General features: G+C 71.8%; 14 protein-coding genes. 8 read left to right on the top strand and 6 right to left on the bottom strand.

Annotated features, from left to right (window positions below; genetic code table 11):
- Window positions 1–27 precede the first annotated feature (27 nt).
- The 6 genes from ACTMTF_RS28945 (at window position 28) to ACTMTF_RS28920 (ending at window position 7,955) form a co-directional block, all read left to right on the top strand.
- A complete protein-coding gene (locus ACTMTF_RS28945) occupies window positions 28–1,032 on the top strand; it encodes an ABC transporter permease (RefSeq protein ID WP_441113503.1) in 1,005 nt (334 codons plus the stop codon).
- Window positions 1,029–1,943 carry an ABC transporter permease gene (locus ACTMTF_RS28940; RefSeq protein WP_441113502.1) on the top strand — a complete coding sequence of 305 codons (915 nt, stop codon included), beginning with the start codon at window positions 1,029–1,031 and terminating at the stop codon, window positions 1,941–1,943. Before ACTMTF_RS28945 ends, ACTMTF_RS28940 begins: the two co-directional genes overlap by 4 nt.
- A complete protein-coding gene (locus ACTMTF_RS28935) occupies window positions 1,940–4,060 on the top strand; it encodes a dipeptide ABC transporter ATP-binding protein (RefSeq protein WP_441113501.1) in 2,121 nt (706 codons plus the stop codon). The genes ACTMTF_RS28940 and ACTMTF_RS28935 overlap by 4 nt, the downstream gene beginning before the upstream one ends.
- 18 nt (window positions 4,061–4,078) lie before the next feature.
- On the top strand, window positions 4,079–5,764 hold the full coding sequence (locus tag ACTMTF_RS28930; protein ID WP_441113500.1) for an ABC transporter family substrate-binding protein: 1,686 nt from the start codon (window positions 4,079–4,081) through the stop codon (window positions 5,762–5,764).
- A 127-nt stretch (window positions 5,765–5,891) separates the two neighbouring features.
- Entirely contained in the window at window positions 5,892–6,995 is a 1,104-nt protein-coding gene (locus tag ACTMTF_RS28925; protein WP_441113499.1) for a DNA glycosylase AlkZ-like family protein, read from the top strand.
- Window positions 6,996–7,127: 132 nt separating this feature from the next.
- Window positions 7,128–7,955, top strand: a complete 828-nt coding sequence (locus tag ACTMTF_RS28920) for a PhzF family phenazine biosynthesis protein (protein ID WP_441113498.1) — start codon at window positions 7,128–7,130, stop codon at window positions 7,953–7,955.
- A gap of 83 nt (window positions 7,956–8,038) precedes the next feature.
- On the opposite strand, the gene ACTMTF_RS28915 is transcribed toward ACTMTF_RS28920, so the two are convergent.
- The 6 genes from ACTMTF_RS28915 to ACTMTF_RS28890 form a co-directional block, all read right to left on the bottom strand.
- Complete coding sequence (locus ACTMTF_RS28915; RefSeq protein ID WP_441113497.1) at window positions 8,039–8,944, bottom strand: biotin-dependent carboxyltransferase family protein; 906 nt, start codon at window positions 8,942–8,944, stop codon at window positions 8,039–8,041.
- Window positions 8,941–9,567 (bottom strand): 5-oxoprolinase subunit B family protein, encoded by a 627-nt coding sequence (locus tag ACTMTF_RS28910; RefSeq protein ID WP_441113496.1) that lies wholly within the window; start codon window positions 9,565–9,567, stop codon window positions 8,941–8,943. The genes ACTMTF_RS28915 and ACTMTF_RS28910 overlap by 4 nt, the downstream gene beginning before the upstream one ends.
- 109 nt (window positions 9,568–9,676) lie before the next feature.
- On the bottom strand, window positions 9,677–10,432 hold the full coding sequence (locus ACTMTF_RS28905; RefSeq protein WP_441113495.1) for a LamB/YcsF family protein: 756 nt from the start codon (window positions 10,430–10,432) through the stop codon (window positions 9,677–9,679).
- A gap of 23 nt (window positions 10,433–10,455) precedes the next feature.
- On the bottom strand, window positions 10,456–11,214 hold the full coding sequence (locus tag ACTMTF_RS28900; RefSeq protein WP_441113494.1) for a thioesterase family protein: 759 nt from the start codon (window positions 11,212–11,214) through the stop codon (window positions 10,456–10,458).
- Between the two features lie 10 nt (window positions 11,215–11,224).
- Window positions 11,225–12,724, bottom strand: a complete 1,500-nt coding sequence (locus ACTMTF_RS28895; RefSeq protein ID WP_441113608.1) for a hypothetical protein — start codon at window positions 12,722–12,724, stop codon at window positions 11,225–11,227.
- 123 nt (window positions 12,725–12,847) lie between these two features.
- On the bottom strand, window positions 12,848–13,072 hold the full coding sequence (locus ACTMTF_RS28890; protein WP_397003394.1) for a hypothetical protein: 225 nt from the start codon (window positions 13,070–13,072) through the stop codon (window positions 12,848–12,850).
- A gap of 152 nt (window positions 13,073–13,224) precedes the next feature.
- Here ACTMTF_RS28890 and ACTMTF_RS28885 point away from each other — a divergent pair, with 152 nt between their 5' ends.
- Both ACTMTF_RS28885 and ACTMTF_RS28880 read left to right on the top strand, forming a co-directional pair.
- Window positions 13,225–13,794, top strand: a complete 570-nt coding sequence (locus ACTMTF_RS28885) for an HhH-GPD-type base excision DNA repair protein (protein ID WP_397003392.1) — start codon at window positions 13,225–13,227, stop codon at window positions 13,792–13,794.
- A 194-nt stretch (window positions 13,795–13,988) separates the two neighbouring features.
- The gene (locus tag ACTMTF_RS28880) at window positions 13,989–16,082 is read left to right on the top strand and encodes a SpoIIE family protein phosphatase (RefSeq protein WP_441113493.1); all 2,094 of its coding nucleotides are present in this window, start codon (window positions 13,989–13,991) and stop codon (window positions 16,080–16,082) included.
- Window positions 16,083–16,109 lie beyond the last annotated feature (27 nt).

Here is a 16,109-nt window from a genome sequence, read left to right as displayed (position 1 = left end):
GCGACACAGAGTGTGTGAGGAGGGGCGATGGCGGGGTTCCTGGCCCGCAGGCTGCTCGGCTCCGTGCTGCTGGTGGCCGTGGCGGTCAGCCTCGCCTACCTGCTGGCGGCCGGCGCGCTCGACCCGCGCTCCAACTACGCCGACCGCACCCCGAAGCCGCCGCCCGCCGTCGTCGACGCGCGGCTCACCGTGCTCAACCTCAACGACCGCACCCCACTGCTGGAGCGCTACCTCACCTGGGCGGGCGGGGTGCTGCGCGGCGACTTCGGCAGGAGCGTGACGGGCTCGCCGGTCAACGAGGACCTCGCGCGGCGGGCCGGCGTCACCTTCCGGCTGGTCCTGCTCGGGCTGGTGTGCGGGAGCGTGCTCGGCGTGCTCTGCGGCGCTTACGCCGCGGTCAGGCAGTACGGCTGGTTCGACCGGCTGTCGACGGCCCTGGCCTTCGTGCTGCTCGCGGTGCCCGTGGTGGTGCTGGCCAACGTGGCGATCCTGGCCGGCACCTGGGTCAACGACCATGTCTTCGGCCACCGGGTGCTCCTGGTCGGCGGTGAGTACACCGCGGGGCTCGACGCCGGGTTCTGGGGCTCGCTGCTGGACCGGCTGCAGCATCTCGTGCTGCCGACGATCACGCTGTCGCTCGGGCTGGTCGCGGTGTTCAGCCGCTACCAGCGCAACATGATGCTCGACGTGCTCGGCGCCGACTTCGTCCGCACCGCCATGGCCAAAGGGCTGAGCAGGCGCAGAGCGCTCATCCGGCACGGGCTGCGGACGGCGCTGATCCCCGTGGTGACCTACTTCGCCTTCACCTTCGGCGCGCTGCTCACCGGCGCCACCTTCACCGAGAAGATCTTCGGCTGGCACGGGCTGGGGGAGCGCCTGATCAGCTCGATCTTCACCAACGACGTCAACACCGTGGCCGCCATCGCCTGCCTCGCCGCGGTCGCCGTGCTCTGCGCCTCCTTCGCCGCCGACCTGCTGCACGCCGTGCTTGATCCACGGGTGCTCGATCCCCGGGTGAGGGGCGCCGGATGACGCTGTCGGAGGAGGAGCTCGCCGAGGAGCGCACCGGGTCCGCCACGGCTCGGGCCGCCCCGCCTTCCCGGCTCAGGGTGGTGGCCGGGCGGTTCTTCGCCTCCCGGCAGGGGCGGATCGGGTTCGCGGTGCTCGCCCTGATGTTCGCGCTCGCGTTCGCCGGGCCGCTGTTCAGCCCGTGGACCTACACCGACAAGGACTTCCTGGCCTTCCTGCGGCCGCCGTCGGCCGGCCACTGGTTCGGCACCTCGCAGACGGGCGCCGACGTCTACGCGATGACGCTGCGCGGCATGCAGCGGTCGCTGCTCGTCGGCCTGCTCGCGGCGCTGGTGTCCACGGCGCTGGCCGCCCTGGTGGGCGCCTTCGCCGGCTACTTCCTCGGCTGGACCGACCGGGTGCTGAGCCGGCTCACCGACCTGCTGCTCGTGCTGCCCGCCTTCCTCATCCTGGCGATGATGTCGCCGCTGTTCGGCGACGGGCAGTGGCCGCTGTTCGTGCTCATGCTGGCGCTGTTCCTGTGGATGGTCACCTCGAAGATCACCCGGGGGATGACGATCTCGCTGAAGCAGCGGGAGTTCATCCAGGCGGCCCGCTTCATGGGCGTGCCACCGATGAAAATCATCTTCTCTCATGTGCTGCCCAACCTGTCGTCGCTGCTGATCGTCGACGCCACTCTGAACGTCAGCGCGGCCATCCTCACCGAGACCTCTCTGTCCTACTTCGGCTTCGGCATCCAGCCGCCCGACGTCTCCCTCGGCACGCTCATCGCCGACGGCTCCAGGACCGCCGTCTACGCGCCGTGGACGTTCTGGTTCGCCGCCGGGCTGCTCGTGATCACCGTGCTCGCGGTCAACCTCGTCGGTGACGCGCTGCGCGACGCGTTCGACCCCACCGCCAGGAGGTCACGATGAGCCCGGTCCTGGAGGTCGAGCGCCTGGAGGTCTCCTTCGGCGACGTACGCGCCGTGCGCGGGCTGAGCTACACCGTGCGGCAGGGCGAGGTGCTCGGCATCGTCGGCGAGTCCGGCTCCGGCAAGTCGGTGGCCGCCGCCGCCGTCATGGGGCTGCTGCCGCGCGGGGCCAGGGTCGGCGGCTCGGTCCGGCTGCACGGCAGGCAGCTGATCGGCGCCCCCGAACGGGAGCTGACGGCCTTCCGGGGCAAGACCGTGTCGATGGTCTTCCAGGACCCGCTGTCCGCCCTCACGCCCGTCTACCGGGTCGGCGACCAGATCGCCGAGGCCGTGCGCGTGCACCAGAAGGTCAGCAAGGAGCAGGCCCTGGTCAAGGCCGTCGACCTGCTCGACCTGGTCGGCATCCCGGACCCGGGGAAGAGGGCGCTGGCCTTCCCGCACGAGTTCTCCGGCGGCATGCGGCAGCGCGTGGTGATCGCGATGGCCATCGCCAACGACCCGGACGTCATCATCTGCGACGAGCCCACGACCGCGCTCGACGTCACCGTCCAGGCCCAGGTGCTGGAGGTGCTCAAGACGGCGCAGCGCACGACGGGCGCGGCCATCGTCATGATCACGCACGACCTCGGGGTGGTGGCCGGCTTCGCCGACCGCGTGCTCGTGATGTACGCGGGCCGCCCGGTCGAGGTGGGGGACGTGGACGACGTCTATTACCGCACCCGCATGCCGTACACCGTGGGTTTGCTCGGCTCGGTGCCGCGCGTCGACGCCGGCGGGCGGCGGGCGCTGGTGCCGATCGACGGCCACCCGCCCGCGCCCGCCGCGCTCCCGCCCGGCTGCCCGTTCGCGCCACGCTGCCCGATGCGGGTCGAGGCGTGCGACGACCGGGAGCCGCCGCTGTTCGAGGTCGGGGCGGGGCACCAGGCGGCCTGCATCCGCTGGGACGCGGTACGACCGTGGGCGGACGAAGACGGTGCGGTACGACCGTGGGCGGACGAAGACGGTGCGGTACGACCGTGGGCGGGCGGAGACGGCGCGGTGCGGCCGTGGGCGCGTGACGGCGGGGTGGCCCGGCCGGCAGCGGATGGCGCGGGGTGGCCGGTGGCGCGCGGGCGGCGGCGGGTGCTGGAGGTCGACGGCCTGGTCAAGCACTATCCGGTGGTCAAGGGCGCGATCCTCAAGCGCCGGGTCGGCACCGTGCACGCGGTGGCGGGCGTCAGCTTCGACATCCGCGAAGGCGAGACCCTGGGCCTGGTCGGCGAGTCCGGCTCCGGCAAGACCACGGCGCTGACGCAGATCCTCGAGCTGGCCCAGCCGCAGGAGGGGCGGGTCGTGGTGCTCGGCAGGGACACCGCCCGGCTCACCCGCGAGCAGCGCACCGCGATCCGGCGTGACATGCAGGTGGTCTTCCAGGACCCGCTGGCCTCCCTCGACCCCCGCATGACGATCTACGACATCCTGGCCGAGCCGCTGCGCACGCACCGCAGGCAGGCGCCGGGGCCGAGGGTGTCCGAGCTGCTGGACCTGGTCGGCCTGGATCCCTCCCACGCCGCCCGCTACCCGCAGGACTTCTCCGGCGGCCAGCGGCAGCGGATCGGCATCGCCCGCGCGCTCGCGCTGGAGCCCCGGCTGCTGGTGCTGGACGAGCCCGTCTCCGCGCTCGACGTGTCGATCCAGGCCGGCGTGATCAACCTGCTCGACGCGCTGCGGGCAAGGCTGGGCCTGTCCTATCTGTTCGTCGCGCACGACCTGGCCGTGGTGCGCTACCTCGCCGACCGGGTGGCCGTGATGTACCTCGGCAGGATCGCCGAGATCGGCCGGGTCGAGGCCGTGTACGGGACCCCCGCCCACCCCTACACCCAGGCGCTGCTGTCGGCGATCCCGCTGCCCGACCCGGTCCGCGAACGCGCCCGCGAGCGGATCCTGCTCGAAGGCGACCTGCCGGACCCGGCCCACCCGCCGTCGGGCTGCCGCTTCCGCACCCGATGCCCGAAGTTCGCCGGGGTGCTGACCGGTGCGGAGCGCAGCCTGTGCGTGGACGCCGAACCCGAGATCCGCACCCTCGGCGAGGACCAGGGCGCTGCCTGCCACTACGCCGAGAAGCTCGCAGTCGTCTAGATCCGGAGGAGCCCGCCCATGAAAGCACCTCGCCTGGCCGTCGCCGTGACCGTCGCGCTGTCCCTGACGGCATGCGGCGGAGGCGGCCCGGGAGGGGGCAGCGGCGGGCCCGGCGGCGGCGATGAGACGATCAAGGCGTCCGACATCAACCCGCAGCCCCGTCCCCTGGTCAAGGACGGCGGGACACTGCGCTGGGGCATCAGCGAGTTCCCCTCCCAGTGGAACCGCAACCACGTCGACGGCAACCTCGCGATGGCCGCCGTGATCAGCGACGCCCTGCTGCCGTCGCCGTTCGTCTCCGACGACAAGGCGCGGATCACCGTCAACCGCGACTACCTCCTCGACGCCACGGTCACCCGGCGGGCGCCGAAGCAGGTCGTCACCTACCGGCTCAACCCCGAGGCCAGATGGTCCGACGGGCAGCCCATCACCTGGGCCGACTACCACGCCCAGTGGCACGCGCTGAAAGGCGGCGACCCGGACTTCCACATCGTCTCCTCCACCGGCTACCAGGACATCTCGAAGGTGACGCGGGGCCGGAACGACCACGAGGTCGTGGTGACGTTCGCCAGGCCCTTCGGCGACTGGAAGGCGCTCTTCAGCCCGCTGCTGCCCGCCTCGACCAACAAGACGGCCGAGGCCTTCAACACCGCCTGGCTCAACGAGATCCCCGTGACGGCCGGGCCGTTCACGTTCGGCGGCTTCGACCAGACCGCCAAGACCATCACCATCGTGCGCGACGACAACTGGTGGGGCGACCGGGCCAAACTCGACCGGATCATCTACCGCGCCGCCGAGCAGGACTCGCTGATGGGCATGTTCGGCAACGGCGAACTCGACATCGCCGACGTCGGCACCTCGGCGCCCGACTACGCCCGCGCCCGGTCCACCCCCGGCGCGCAGGTGCGGCAGGCCGCGGGCCCCGACTTCCGCCACCTCACCTTCAACGCCTCCAGCGACCTGCTGCAGGACGTGCGCGTTCGGCAGGCCGTCCAGCTCGGCATCGACCGGCAGGCCATCGCCCGATCCGACCTGCAGGGCCTCGACTGGCCGAGCACGCCGCTGAACAACCACTTCTTCATGAACACCCAGCAGGGCTACCAGGACAACGCCGGCGACCTCGGCGCCTACGACCCCGAACGGGCCAAGCGCCTGCTCGACCAGGCGGGCTGGAAGCTGACCGGCTCCGTACGGCAGAAGAACGGCCGCCCGCTCGACCTGCGCTTCGTCGTCCCGTCGGGGGTGCAGCTCAGCAAGGCCGAGGGCGAACTGGCACAGAGCATGCTCACCCGGATCGGGGTGAAGCTCTCCCTCCAGGTGGTGCCGAGCGACGACTTCTTCAGCAAGTACGTGATCCCCGGCAACTTCGACATCACCCCGTTCGCCTACATCGGCACCCCGTACCCCTTGTCCAGCAGCTACGGCGTGTACGCGAACTCGCCCGACGGCACGACGTGGAACGCCAACTTCGGCCGCGTCGGGTCCGAAGCCATCGACACCGCCATGGATCGGGCGGCCCAGAACCTGGACCCGGAGCAGGCGCGCGCCGAAGCCAACGCGGCCGACAAGCTCATCTGGCAGCAGGCGAGCGTCCTGCCGCTCTACCAGCGGCCGCAGCTGGTGGCGGTGAAGGAGACCTTGGCCAACGTGGGCGCCCGCGGCTTCCACCGGCTCCGCTACCAGGACATCGGCTTCCTCCGCTGACGGTCCGACCTGCCGGCGTTCCCCACCGGGCTGGTTTGTCGGTGTCGGCATCACCCCTCTGCTGGTTTGTCGGTGTCGGCATCACCCCTCTGCTGGTTTGTCGGTGTCGGCGTGTAGAAGTGGGCGGGTGACTATTCAGGTGACCTGGCCCCAGATCCTGGCCTGGCGGCTGCGCAGGCAGTTCGTGAGCGGGCCCGGCGCCTCCGGTGCCGTGGAGGTCGCCGGCAGGTTGTGCGGTGTGCAGGCGCAGGTGCCCTCCTCCGCCCAGCTCGCCGTCGCGGTCAGGAGCGCCGAGCCCGACCCCGGCGGCGTCGACCGGGCCCTGTGGGCCGACCGTACTCTCGTCAAGACCTGGCTCATGCGCGGCGGCACCCTGCACCTCGTGCCCGCCGGCGACCTGGCCGACCACTGCTCTGCCCTCAGCACGCTCCGGTTCTGGGAGAAGGGGTCCTGGCAGCGCGGCCACGGCGTCACCGCCGCCGAGATGGCCGCGATCATCGAGGCCGTCCCGCAGGTTCTCGGCGACGTGCCGAAGACCAGGCAGGAGCTGGTCGACGCGGTGGTCGGGCTGACCGGGGACACCCATCTCCGGGAGGCGCTCACCTCCGGCTGGGGCGTGCTGCTCAAGCCACTCAGCAGGCTCGGCGAGCTGTGCTACGGCCCGCCCAGCGAGGGCAGGGTCACCTTCACCGCGCCGCGTCACTGGCTGCGCGGCTGGCCGGCGGAGCTGCCGCCGCAGGAGGAGGCGGGCCTGCGGGTGGCGCGCGCGTTCCTGGCCGCCCACGGGCCGGCGACGCCCGAGATGTTCGACGCCTGGCTCTTCGGCGGCACCGCCAGGAAGGCCGTGCTCAAGGGATGGTTTCGGGACCTCGCGCCCGAGCTGACCGAGGTGGAGGCGGACGACGGCCGCACCCCGCTGGCCCTGACCGCTCACCTGGACGCGCTGACCGCCACCCGGCCCTCGGACGAGGTGCACCTGTTGCCGGGCTTCGACCAGTTCATCCTCGCCGCGCCCCGTGCTCTGGAGGCCCTCATCCCGGCGGCGGTGAAGACGAAGGTCAGCCGACAGGCAGGCTGGATCTCCCCTGTGGTGATCTACCGGGGGAGGGTCACGGGAGTGTGGGAGGCCAAGGACGGTCAGGTCGCCACGGACCTGTTCGAGCCGGTGCCACCGGACCAGCTGAAGGCGGCCGTCACCCGCATCGAGTCGCTGCTGCGGCCTCCGCACTGAGCGGAGAATGTCGGGGCCCAGCAGGAGTCGTCCATAGGCAGGGCGGGTTCGCCGAGGGAACCGGTGGGCGAGGTCGTGGACCCAGCGTGGATCGCCTGGGGCTGGGAGGGCGATCGTGGGACACTTGGCCGTATGTTGCGCCCGTTCCGCCAGGTCGACGTGTTCACTGAGACGCCCTACCACGGCAACCCGCTCGCCGTCGTGCTCGACGCCGCCGGGTTGAGCACCGAGGAGATGGCGCGGTTCGCCAACTGGACCAACCTGTCCGAGACCACGTTCCTGCTCCCGCCCACCACGCCCGAGGCGGACTACCGGGTCCGCATCTTCACCCCCTCCAGCGAGCTGCCCTTCGCCGGGCATCCCACGCTCGGCAGCTGCCACGCCTGGCTGGAGACCGGCGGCGTCCCCCGCGACCCGCGCACGGTCGTCCAGGAGTGCGGCGCCGGGCTGGTCCGCATCCGCGACGAGGGCGCCTGGCACGCCTTCGCCGCGCCGCCGCTGCTGCGGTCGGGGCCGGTGGAGGAAGGCCTCCTGGCAGAGCTCGCCCAGGCACTCGGCATCGGCAGGGACGAGATCGTCGACGCCGAGTGGGCCGACAACGGCCCCGGCTGGGTGGCGCTCCTGCTCAGGGACGCTGACGCGGTGCTCGCCCTGAAGCCGGGGTCGGTCCCGGCGGACATCGGCGTCGTCGGGCTCTACCCGCCGGGATCGCCGCACGCCTACGAGGTGCGAGCGTTCTTCCCCCTCGGGGGCAGCACGACGGAGGACCCGGTCACCGGCAGCCTGAACGCCTCCGTCGCCCAGTGGCTGCTGCGCACCGGCCGCGTCACCGCCCCCTACACCGCCCGCCAGGGCACGGCCCTCGGCCGCACCGGGCAGATCCACATCACCTCAGCGGGCCAGGACGTCTGGGTGGGCGGCCCCGCCGTCACCTGCGTCACCGGCCACGTCGACCTCTGACAACCAGGCCACCGGCGGTCACGCCGGAGCCCTGACGCCGCGCCCGTCGGTGGTCGCGTCGAGTCTTGACGACGCTCGCCCGTTCAACGGGGGAGCCGGGTGCTGAAGCGGACCTCGTCGCCCGGTCTGAGCTGGGCGGCGATGGCCAGGGCGGCCTCGGACACCACCGCGATCACCGGGTAGCCGCCCGTGGGCGGGTGGTCGGTGAGAAAGACGATCGGCTGCCCGCTCGGCGGCACCTGCACCGCGCCGGTGACCATGCCCTCGCTCGGCAGCTCGCCCTCCTTGGCCCGCGCCAGCTCGGGGCCGCGCAGCCGCACCCCCACGCGGTTGCTGTCCTGACTCACTTCGTACGGTCCCGCGCACAGGGTCGCGAGCGCGCCGGGCACGAACCAGTCCTCGCGCGGTCCCGCCAGCACCCGCAGCACAGCCGCCCCGGGGGGCCGCGGCGGCGCCAGATCCACCCGGATGTCCCCCAATCCCGCGACCACCTCCACAGGCTCCTCTTCAGCCGCCTCCTCAGGCCCCCCTCGCCGCATTCCCACCGGCACCACCATGCCGGGGCGCAGAGGCGGGGGCCCGAGGCCGGACAGCGAGTCGGTGGAGCGGCTGCCCAGCACCGGCTCCACCGCGATCCCCCCGCGAACGGCCAGGTAGGTGCGCAGTCCCCACGAAGGCGCCCCCAGCCGCACCTCACCCCCTTCCGGAACCCAGAACGGCGCCCCCATCCCCGGATCGCGGGCCGTGCTCCACACCGGACACGGCGCCCCGGCCAGCGCCACCCATGCCCCGGCCAGGAATCGCAGCCGTGCCAGCCCGAACGTCAGCTCGATCCCCGCCAGCCCTTCGGGGTTGCCGACGAGCCGGTTCGCCAGCCGCAGGCTCGCCGCGTCGGCGGCTCCGGAGCCGGGCACCCCCAGGTGGGCGTGGCCGTGCCGCCCCAGATCCTGGACGGTCGCGTACGGACCGGGCGCGAGCACCTCGATCATGCCGCCTCGAACCGCACGCGCGTGCCGGGGCTGAACGGCGTCGGCGGGTCGGCCGTGACGTCCCAGACCCGCGATCCGGTACGGCCGAGCAGCCGCCACCCGCCGGGGGAGGCCGTCGGGTAGACGGCGGAGTAGGGGCCGGCGATCGCCACCGAACCGGCGGGCACCGACGTGCGCGGCGTCTCCAGCCGGGGCGTGTGCAGCACCGGGTCCAGGCCGATCAGGTAGGCGAACCCGGGCGAGAACCCCAGCCATCCGACCACCAGCTCGCGGCCGGTGTGCCGGGCGATCACCTCGTCGGCGGAGATCCCGGCCATCCGGGCCACCGCCTGGAGATCCTCCCCGTCATAGATCACCGGGATCGTCACCACGTCCGCCCGCGCACCGGGCGCGGGCTCCCCGCCCTTCCCGCTCTCCGCGCAGCCGGCCAGCAGCTCACCCAGCCGGGCCCGCAACCGGCCCTGGTCGGCTCCGGGAGCCACCACCAGGACCGTCTCAGGGCCGGGCACGACCTCCACAACCCCCTCCGGCCGATCGGCCCGCAGCGCGGCGTCCAGGCGGTGCGACACGTCCAGCGCCCCGGTCTCCACGAGCAGCGCATGCTCCCCGGCCCGCCGAATCACCCCCTCACCACCCGATCCCGAGCCCAGCCGGCGACCCGAGCCGGAGCCTGGACCAGCCCCAGACCCGGCCGGCGCCGGACCAGAGCCCGGTCCTGGCGCGGTGGCGTGGTCATGCGAAGGCCTGCAGCACCACTCCGGCCTCCAGCAGGCCGTCGCGCACGGCGCGGGCCAGGCTCACAGCGTCCGGCGTGTCGCCGTGCACGCAGATCGAGCGGGCCGAGACCGGAACCTGCCGGCCGTCGGCGGACGTCACCGTGTGCTCGACCGCCATCCGGACGGCGCGGGAGGAGACCGCCTCGGGGTCGTGGATCACCGCGCCGGGCTCGCGCCGCGACACCAGAGCGCCGGCCGAGGTGTAGGCGCGGTCGGCGAACGCCTCGCTGACGGTGGGGACGCCCTCGGCCGCCGCCACCTCGTGCACGACCGACCCGGGCAGGGTCAGCACCGGCAGCGACGGATCGTAGTCGGCGACCGCGTCGATCACCGCGGCGGCCTGCTCCCGGTCGCGGCAGATCCGGTTGTAGAGGGCGCCGTGCGGTTTCACGTACGAGACCCGGCCGCCCATCGCCCGCGCGATGCCGTCGACGGCGGCGAGCTGGTAGAGCACCTCGGCGCAGAGCTCCTCCGGCTCCACCTCCATCTCCCGGCGCCCGAAGTGCGCCAGGTCGCGGTAGGACACCTGCGCGCCGATCGTCACGCCGCGGTCGACGGCGGCCGCGCAGGTGCGCCTGATCGTCACCGGATCGCCGGCGTGGAATCCGCACGCGACGTTGGCGCTCGTGACGATGTCGAGCAGCGCCGTGTCGTCGCCGAGCCGCCAGATGCCGAAGCCCTCGCCGAGGTCCGCGTTGAGGTCGATCACCATGGACTCCATCATGGCGGTAGGGACTACCTCGGCGCGACGAAGAGGGTCTGAGTCGCGGTGCCCACTTCACCGCTCTGGTCGTACAGGATCGAGCGGGTCAGGCCGCGGCCTGACGGGCCGATGACCGTCTCGGCGTCCAGGCAGATCCACTCCCCGGCCGGTGACCTGAACAGCGAGATCGTGAGGTCGACGTTCACGAACAGGTGGGTGTCGAAGTCGAGGGCGAAGCTGATGCCGTTGCCGCTGTCGGCGAACAGCGCCAGCCGCTCCGTGGCCGTGATCTCCTCGCCCTCGACCAGCGGCATCCTGAGCCTTCCCCAGGCGGCGGCGGGCCCGACCGCCATGGGCGTGCCGCGGGCGAAGCGCCACTCGGTCGCCCTGCCGTAGCCGAAGCCGGTGGACAGCCAGCTGTCGGTGGGCGCGTCGGGGAGGGGCGGCGGGGCCTGCGCGGGGGTCGCGGGGGTGGCGGCCTCGCGGATGCGCCAGGCCGAGGCCCTGGCGTGCTCGCGTCCGCCGCAGAACACCGCCGCCGACAGGCACTGCACCCGCTTTCCATCCCGTACGACGTCGGTGCGGACCTCCAGCTCACCCACGGGCACGGGGGCGAACACGTCGACGGCGAGCCTGGACAGCTCCAGGCCGGGGCGCGGGGCGGTCATCGCCAGCTCGTGCGCGATGAGCGCGGTCACCGGTCCCATGTGCTGCGTGGCGGGGTCCCAGGGGCCCTGGGTGTGCTCGGCTGCCTGATAGCGCCCGGGGGCCAGGCGGGTGTACATCGACATGCGGTCGAATCTAGAGCTCGTCGGGAATGTCGGCGATGTCGTCGAGGGCCGCCGCCAGCTCCGCCGGATGGTCGCCGATCCGCTCGGCGATCTCCATGAGCACGTGCAGCACGTCGTGCCGGTCGTGGCCCAGGTCGAGCAGGCGCTGGGCGGCCTCCCAGAGCTGCGGCGGATCGCCCTCCCACATCCGGGTGGCGATCTCCTCGTGCCAGGCGAGGTGCTCCTCGTCGAGCGTGCCCCCGTGGTCGATCTCCAGCAGCACCCGCCTGTCGGCCTCGTCGGCGGGGTTGAGCCGGTCCAGGTCGACGCCGTTGTGCGTGCCCTGCAGGAACGGGAACGCGAAGGCCCGCCTGGCCAGCGCGGACAGGTCGCCGTCGGGCAGCAGCCGCTCCAGCAGCGGGCGGTCCAGGCCGAACGACGTCGGGTCCCGGTAGGCCTCCGGGAACTTGCCGATGGCCTCCCACACCGCGTCCAGGGTGGCCTTCAGCCCCGTCTCGGGCAGCCCGGTGCGGTGCGCGGCGAAGCGGACCCAGGCGGCCAGGACGTGCGGCATGGCCTCCTGCTCGGCCACCGACAGCATCACCTTGCGGGGCAGCCAGTCGAGCAGGAACGTCTCGCACTTGGTCGGGCTGACCCGCAGCGGCCTGCTGAAGTCCTGCTCGCAGCCGTAGTCGATGATGTGGTCGGCGCACCGGGAGGCCGCCGACGGGTCCGACAGGTGCTCGGCCGCGTCGGAGGCGAGGAACTCCGCCGCCAGCATGGCCCGCCGCTCACGGCTGTACGGGGCCTCGATGTGCAGCGGCGCGGGACGTTTGCGGCCGGGTGGCAGCGCCTTCAGCCGGGCGCGGGCGAAGGCGTGGTAGGCGCTGTAGCTGTCGCTGACGGGCGGCGGCGTCTTGGGCTCCTTGGTGGCCTTCATGGCCGACTCCAGCAGCGCCCTGGCCTGCTGTGGCTCGATCTCCTCGAACAGCAGCATCGGGTTGCCGACCGCCTCGGCCCTGGCCTGTTCCAGCAGCTTGTCGACGTGGGAGGAGACCCAGGCGTCGCGCGCCATGCCGGACATGTTGTGGTCGACGACCATGACGAGCGCGTGGCGGTCCTGGCCGTGCCTCGGGGTCTCGTTCTCGTTCCAGCGGTAGGCGAACGTGCAGATCACCGTGTCCTGGTCGCCGTAGGCGTCACGGGAGACGTAGCAGCCGGTGTGCTTGACCGCGCCGACCCGGTCCGCCCAGCCCGGCCGCGCCACGCCCGACTCCATCATCGCCAGCGCCGCGCCCTCCGCCTTGGCGCCCTGCCGCGACGTGCCGAGATAGGCCAGGCAGATCAGCAGCGTCAGCGACGCCGGGGTGCCGGCCTTGGCGGCGTAGTCGACGAGCCCCTCGCCGAGGACCTGTTCGACGTCGCCGCCCCGCACCGGTCTGCCCCACCAGGCGCCGACCATGTCGGAGACCATCAGCTCCGCGTCGAGCGGGCTGCGTACGGCAAGCAGCTCACGGGCCGCCTGCACCATCTCCTTGAACACATCGTCGGGCGGGGTGCTCTCCCGGGGGTCTCGTCGGTGTCGGCGCACGCCCTCACTCTCTCGCATTCCAGGCGTAAACGGTGCGTAGAACGCGGCCTGGTGACTTCGATGTTATCGAGGGCTCCGCGGCGGTGGCGCGGAGTTGACGATCGCGAGCAGGTGTTCGCGGGCGATCCGTTCGACGATCTCGGGCGTTGCCGTGATGCCGAGGTGATGCGCGCAGGCGCACACGTCGTCGACACACCTGTCGATCGTGTCCACGGGCACGGTCAGGAACTCCTCGGCCAGTCTGAGACTGACCGGTTCCTTGAGCAAGCGTGTGGCCAGAGCGAGCATAGATGTGAGATTCCTCCGTACGCCCGGGGCAAACCCCCAGGAATGGACGCAGGCGACTTGCGCTCCCATTTCATCTTTTCTCGGGCTACTGTCAAGCCTCCGCAACGCCTTTGTTCGCTTCTCGGGAACGGCTTTCGTGCGAAGCTGTTCCCATGCGCATCCAGCTCGCCCAGCGCGCCGAGGCCGACGACCTGCTCGGCCGCAGCCCGCTCGCCCTGCTCATCGGCATGCTGCTCGATCAGCAGGTGCCGATGGAGTGGGCGTTCACGGGGCCCTACACCATTTCTGAGCGGCTCGGGCACGAACTGACCGCCGAAGAGATAGCCTCCTATGATCCTGAGGCGTTCGTGGCGCTGCTGGCCGCAAAGCCGGCGGTCCACCGCTACCCCAAGTCGATGGCGGCGCGCGTGCAGCAACTCGCCGCCTACCTGGTCGAGCACTATGACGGCGAGGCCGAGCGGCTCTGGGAAGACGTGGCGGACGGCAAAGGGTTGCTGAAGCGGCTGCAGGAGTTGCCGGGTTACGGCAAGCAGAAGGCCCAGATCTTTCTGGCATTGCTGGGCAAACAGCTGGGGGTCCAACCGCCAGGATGGCGAGAGGCCGCCGGTCCCTACGGCGAGGAGGGCGCTTACCGGTCGGTCGCCGACGTGGTCGACGCCGACACGCTGGTCAGGGTCCGAGCCGCCAAACAGGAGGCCAAGCAGGCGGCGAAGGCCAAGTAGCCTGATCTTGCTGCGCAACGTGGAGCGATTTTGACAGGATGCGTTGACCGTATGGCGGCCGGGGCTTCCGTCCGCGCATGCCCATCGCCGATGATGTACTGCAGAATCCGGTCGCCCGGAGCTGCGCTACGCCGATACACGATTATGGAGATGTGCCGCGTGGGAGACCCTGGCACGCGACGGAGGTGCCGACCATGAGCGCCGAGACCTCCGTTCCCCGTCCCCGGGAGTCGGATGTGGACATCTCAGACTCCGCCCTCCTCAAGGGCCTGCTGTCCGAGGCAGAGTTCGCCTTTGCCTTCTTCGACGTCGACGGCCGCATCCAGCGGGTCAACGACGTGTTCACCGACGTCGTCGGTGTCCCGGCCGAGCGGCTGCTGGGCCGCGCCTCGGCCGAGGCGCTGACCGGCGAGATCGGTCAGGTCGTCACACAGAGCTTCCAGACGGTCATCGGCAGTGGCGGTCCGGTCGCCGAGCGGCGCGTGCGGGTGCGCTCGCCGGAGGGCGAGAACCGCCACTGGTCGATGTCGTTCTCCCCGGTGCACGACGAGTCCGGCGAGCTGCTGGCCGTCGCTATGCTCGGGCTCGACGTGACCGAGAGTCGCCAGGTCGAGGAGGACCTGCGCCGCAGCGAGGAGCGCTATCGCTCGCTGGTCGAGGCGCAGTCGCAGCTCGTCTGGATCACCTCGCCCACCGGCACGGTGGTCGAGGACGCGCCGCAGTGGCGCGCGATCACCGGCCAGGGCCTGGAGGAGTATCTCGCCTACGGCTGGCTGGAGGCGGTCCACCAGGAGGAGCGCCAGCAGACCGAAGAGGCCTGGAAGGAGGCGCTGCGTGGCCGGACCATGTTCGAGTGGAACTACCGCGTGCGCACCAGGGCCAGCGGTTTCCGCCACTTCGAGGTGCGCGCGGTGCCGATCATCCGGCACGGCCGGGTCGTGGAGTGGGTGGGCGCCAACACCGACGTGACGCCCCAGCGTGAGGCCGAGGAGATGCGCGGCAGGCTGACCGACCAGCTCGGCGCCGCCGCCCTGCGCACCGCCCGGCTGCAGGGCGCCACCGCCCAGCTCGCCGAGGCGCTCACGGTCGAGCAGGTGGTGCAGGTCATCATCGACGTCGGCCGCACCGCGCTGGCCGCGGACCGTTCCGCCGTGGCGCTGCTCGACACCGACCGCGCGGCGCTCAAGCTGATCAACGGCGAGGGCGTCCCCGAGGCGTCCGGGTCCTCCGGCGAGGAGATCCCGCTGTCTCACACCAGCGTGATGACCATGGCGGTCAACAGTCGCAGGCCGTTCTTCGCCGAGTCGCCCGTCAGCCTGAAGCTGCAGCTTCTCGAGGCGGGCGGCGACAAGGACGTGCTGACCACCTACCTCGCCAACAGCGACGAGCGGGCCTGGGTGGGGCTGCCGCTGCTCGCCGCCGGCCGGGCGCTGGGCGCGCTGCGCTTCTCGTTCACCAGGCCGCAGAAGATCTCACAGGAGGACGGCGTCTTCCTGGAGGCGCTGGCCGGCCAGTGCGCGCTGGCGGTGGAGCGCGCCACATTGTTCGAGCGCGAGCACCGCACCGCCGAGACGCTGCAGCGCAGCCTGCTGCCCGACCGCCTGCCGGTCATCAAGGGCCTGGAGCTGGCCCAGCGCTTCCGCTCGGGCAGCCGCCACGTGCAGGTCGGCGGCGACTGGTACGACGCCTTCGTGCTGCAGGACGGCCGGGTCGCGGCCGTCGTCGGCGACGTCATGGGCAAGGGCGTCAAGGCCGCGGCCGGCATGGGCCGCATCCGCAACGCCATGCGCGCGCTGGCGCTGACCAACCCGCCGCCCGCGGCCGTGCTGACGGGCCTCGACAGGGTCTTCGACGCGACCGAGGAGGAAGAGCAGGTCACCACCCTCGCCTACATGGTGGTCGAGCCGGTCACCGGTGAGGGCACGCTGGCGCTCGCGGGTCACCCGCCACCCGTCCTGGTCTCTCCGCAGGGCACGGCGATTCTCTGCGACGCCGAGCCGGGCACTCCGCTAGGCTGGCCGACCAGCCGAAGGCAGTTCCGCTTCGTAGTGCCGCCCGGCCATACCGCCGTGCTCTACTCCGACGGACTGGTGGAGAACCGCAAGCGCGGGCTGGATGCCGGACTCGCAGAGATTTGCAGTGTTGTGACCGAAGCGCCGCCTGAGGTGGTCGGAAGTCCGCACATGCTGCTGGACTTCCTGGTTGACCGGATGCTGTCGGGATATGAACAGGATGATGACGTTACCGCCCTGGCCATTCACGTGCCGCCTGCCACGAAGAGTGACTGAATGAATCAGTCATAAGGGTTGCTTTCG

Origin of the sequence: Nonomuraea sp. ZG12, from assembly GCF_052068115.1 — a bacterium.
Lineage (GTDB): Bacteria > Actinomycetota > Actinomycetes > Streptosporangiales > Streptosporangiaceae > Nonomuraea.
Note: the sequence above shows the minus strand (reverse complement) of the source record. Positions and strands in the feature narration are given on the sequence as shown.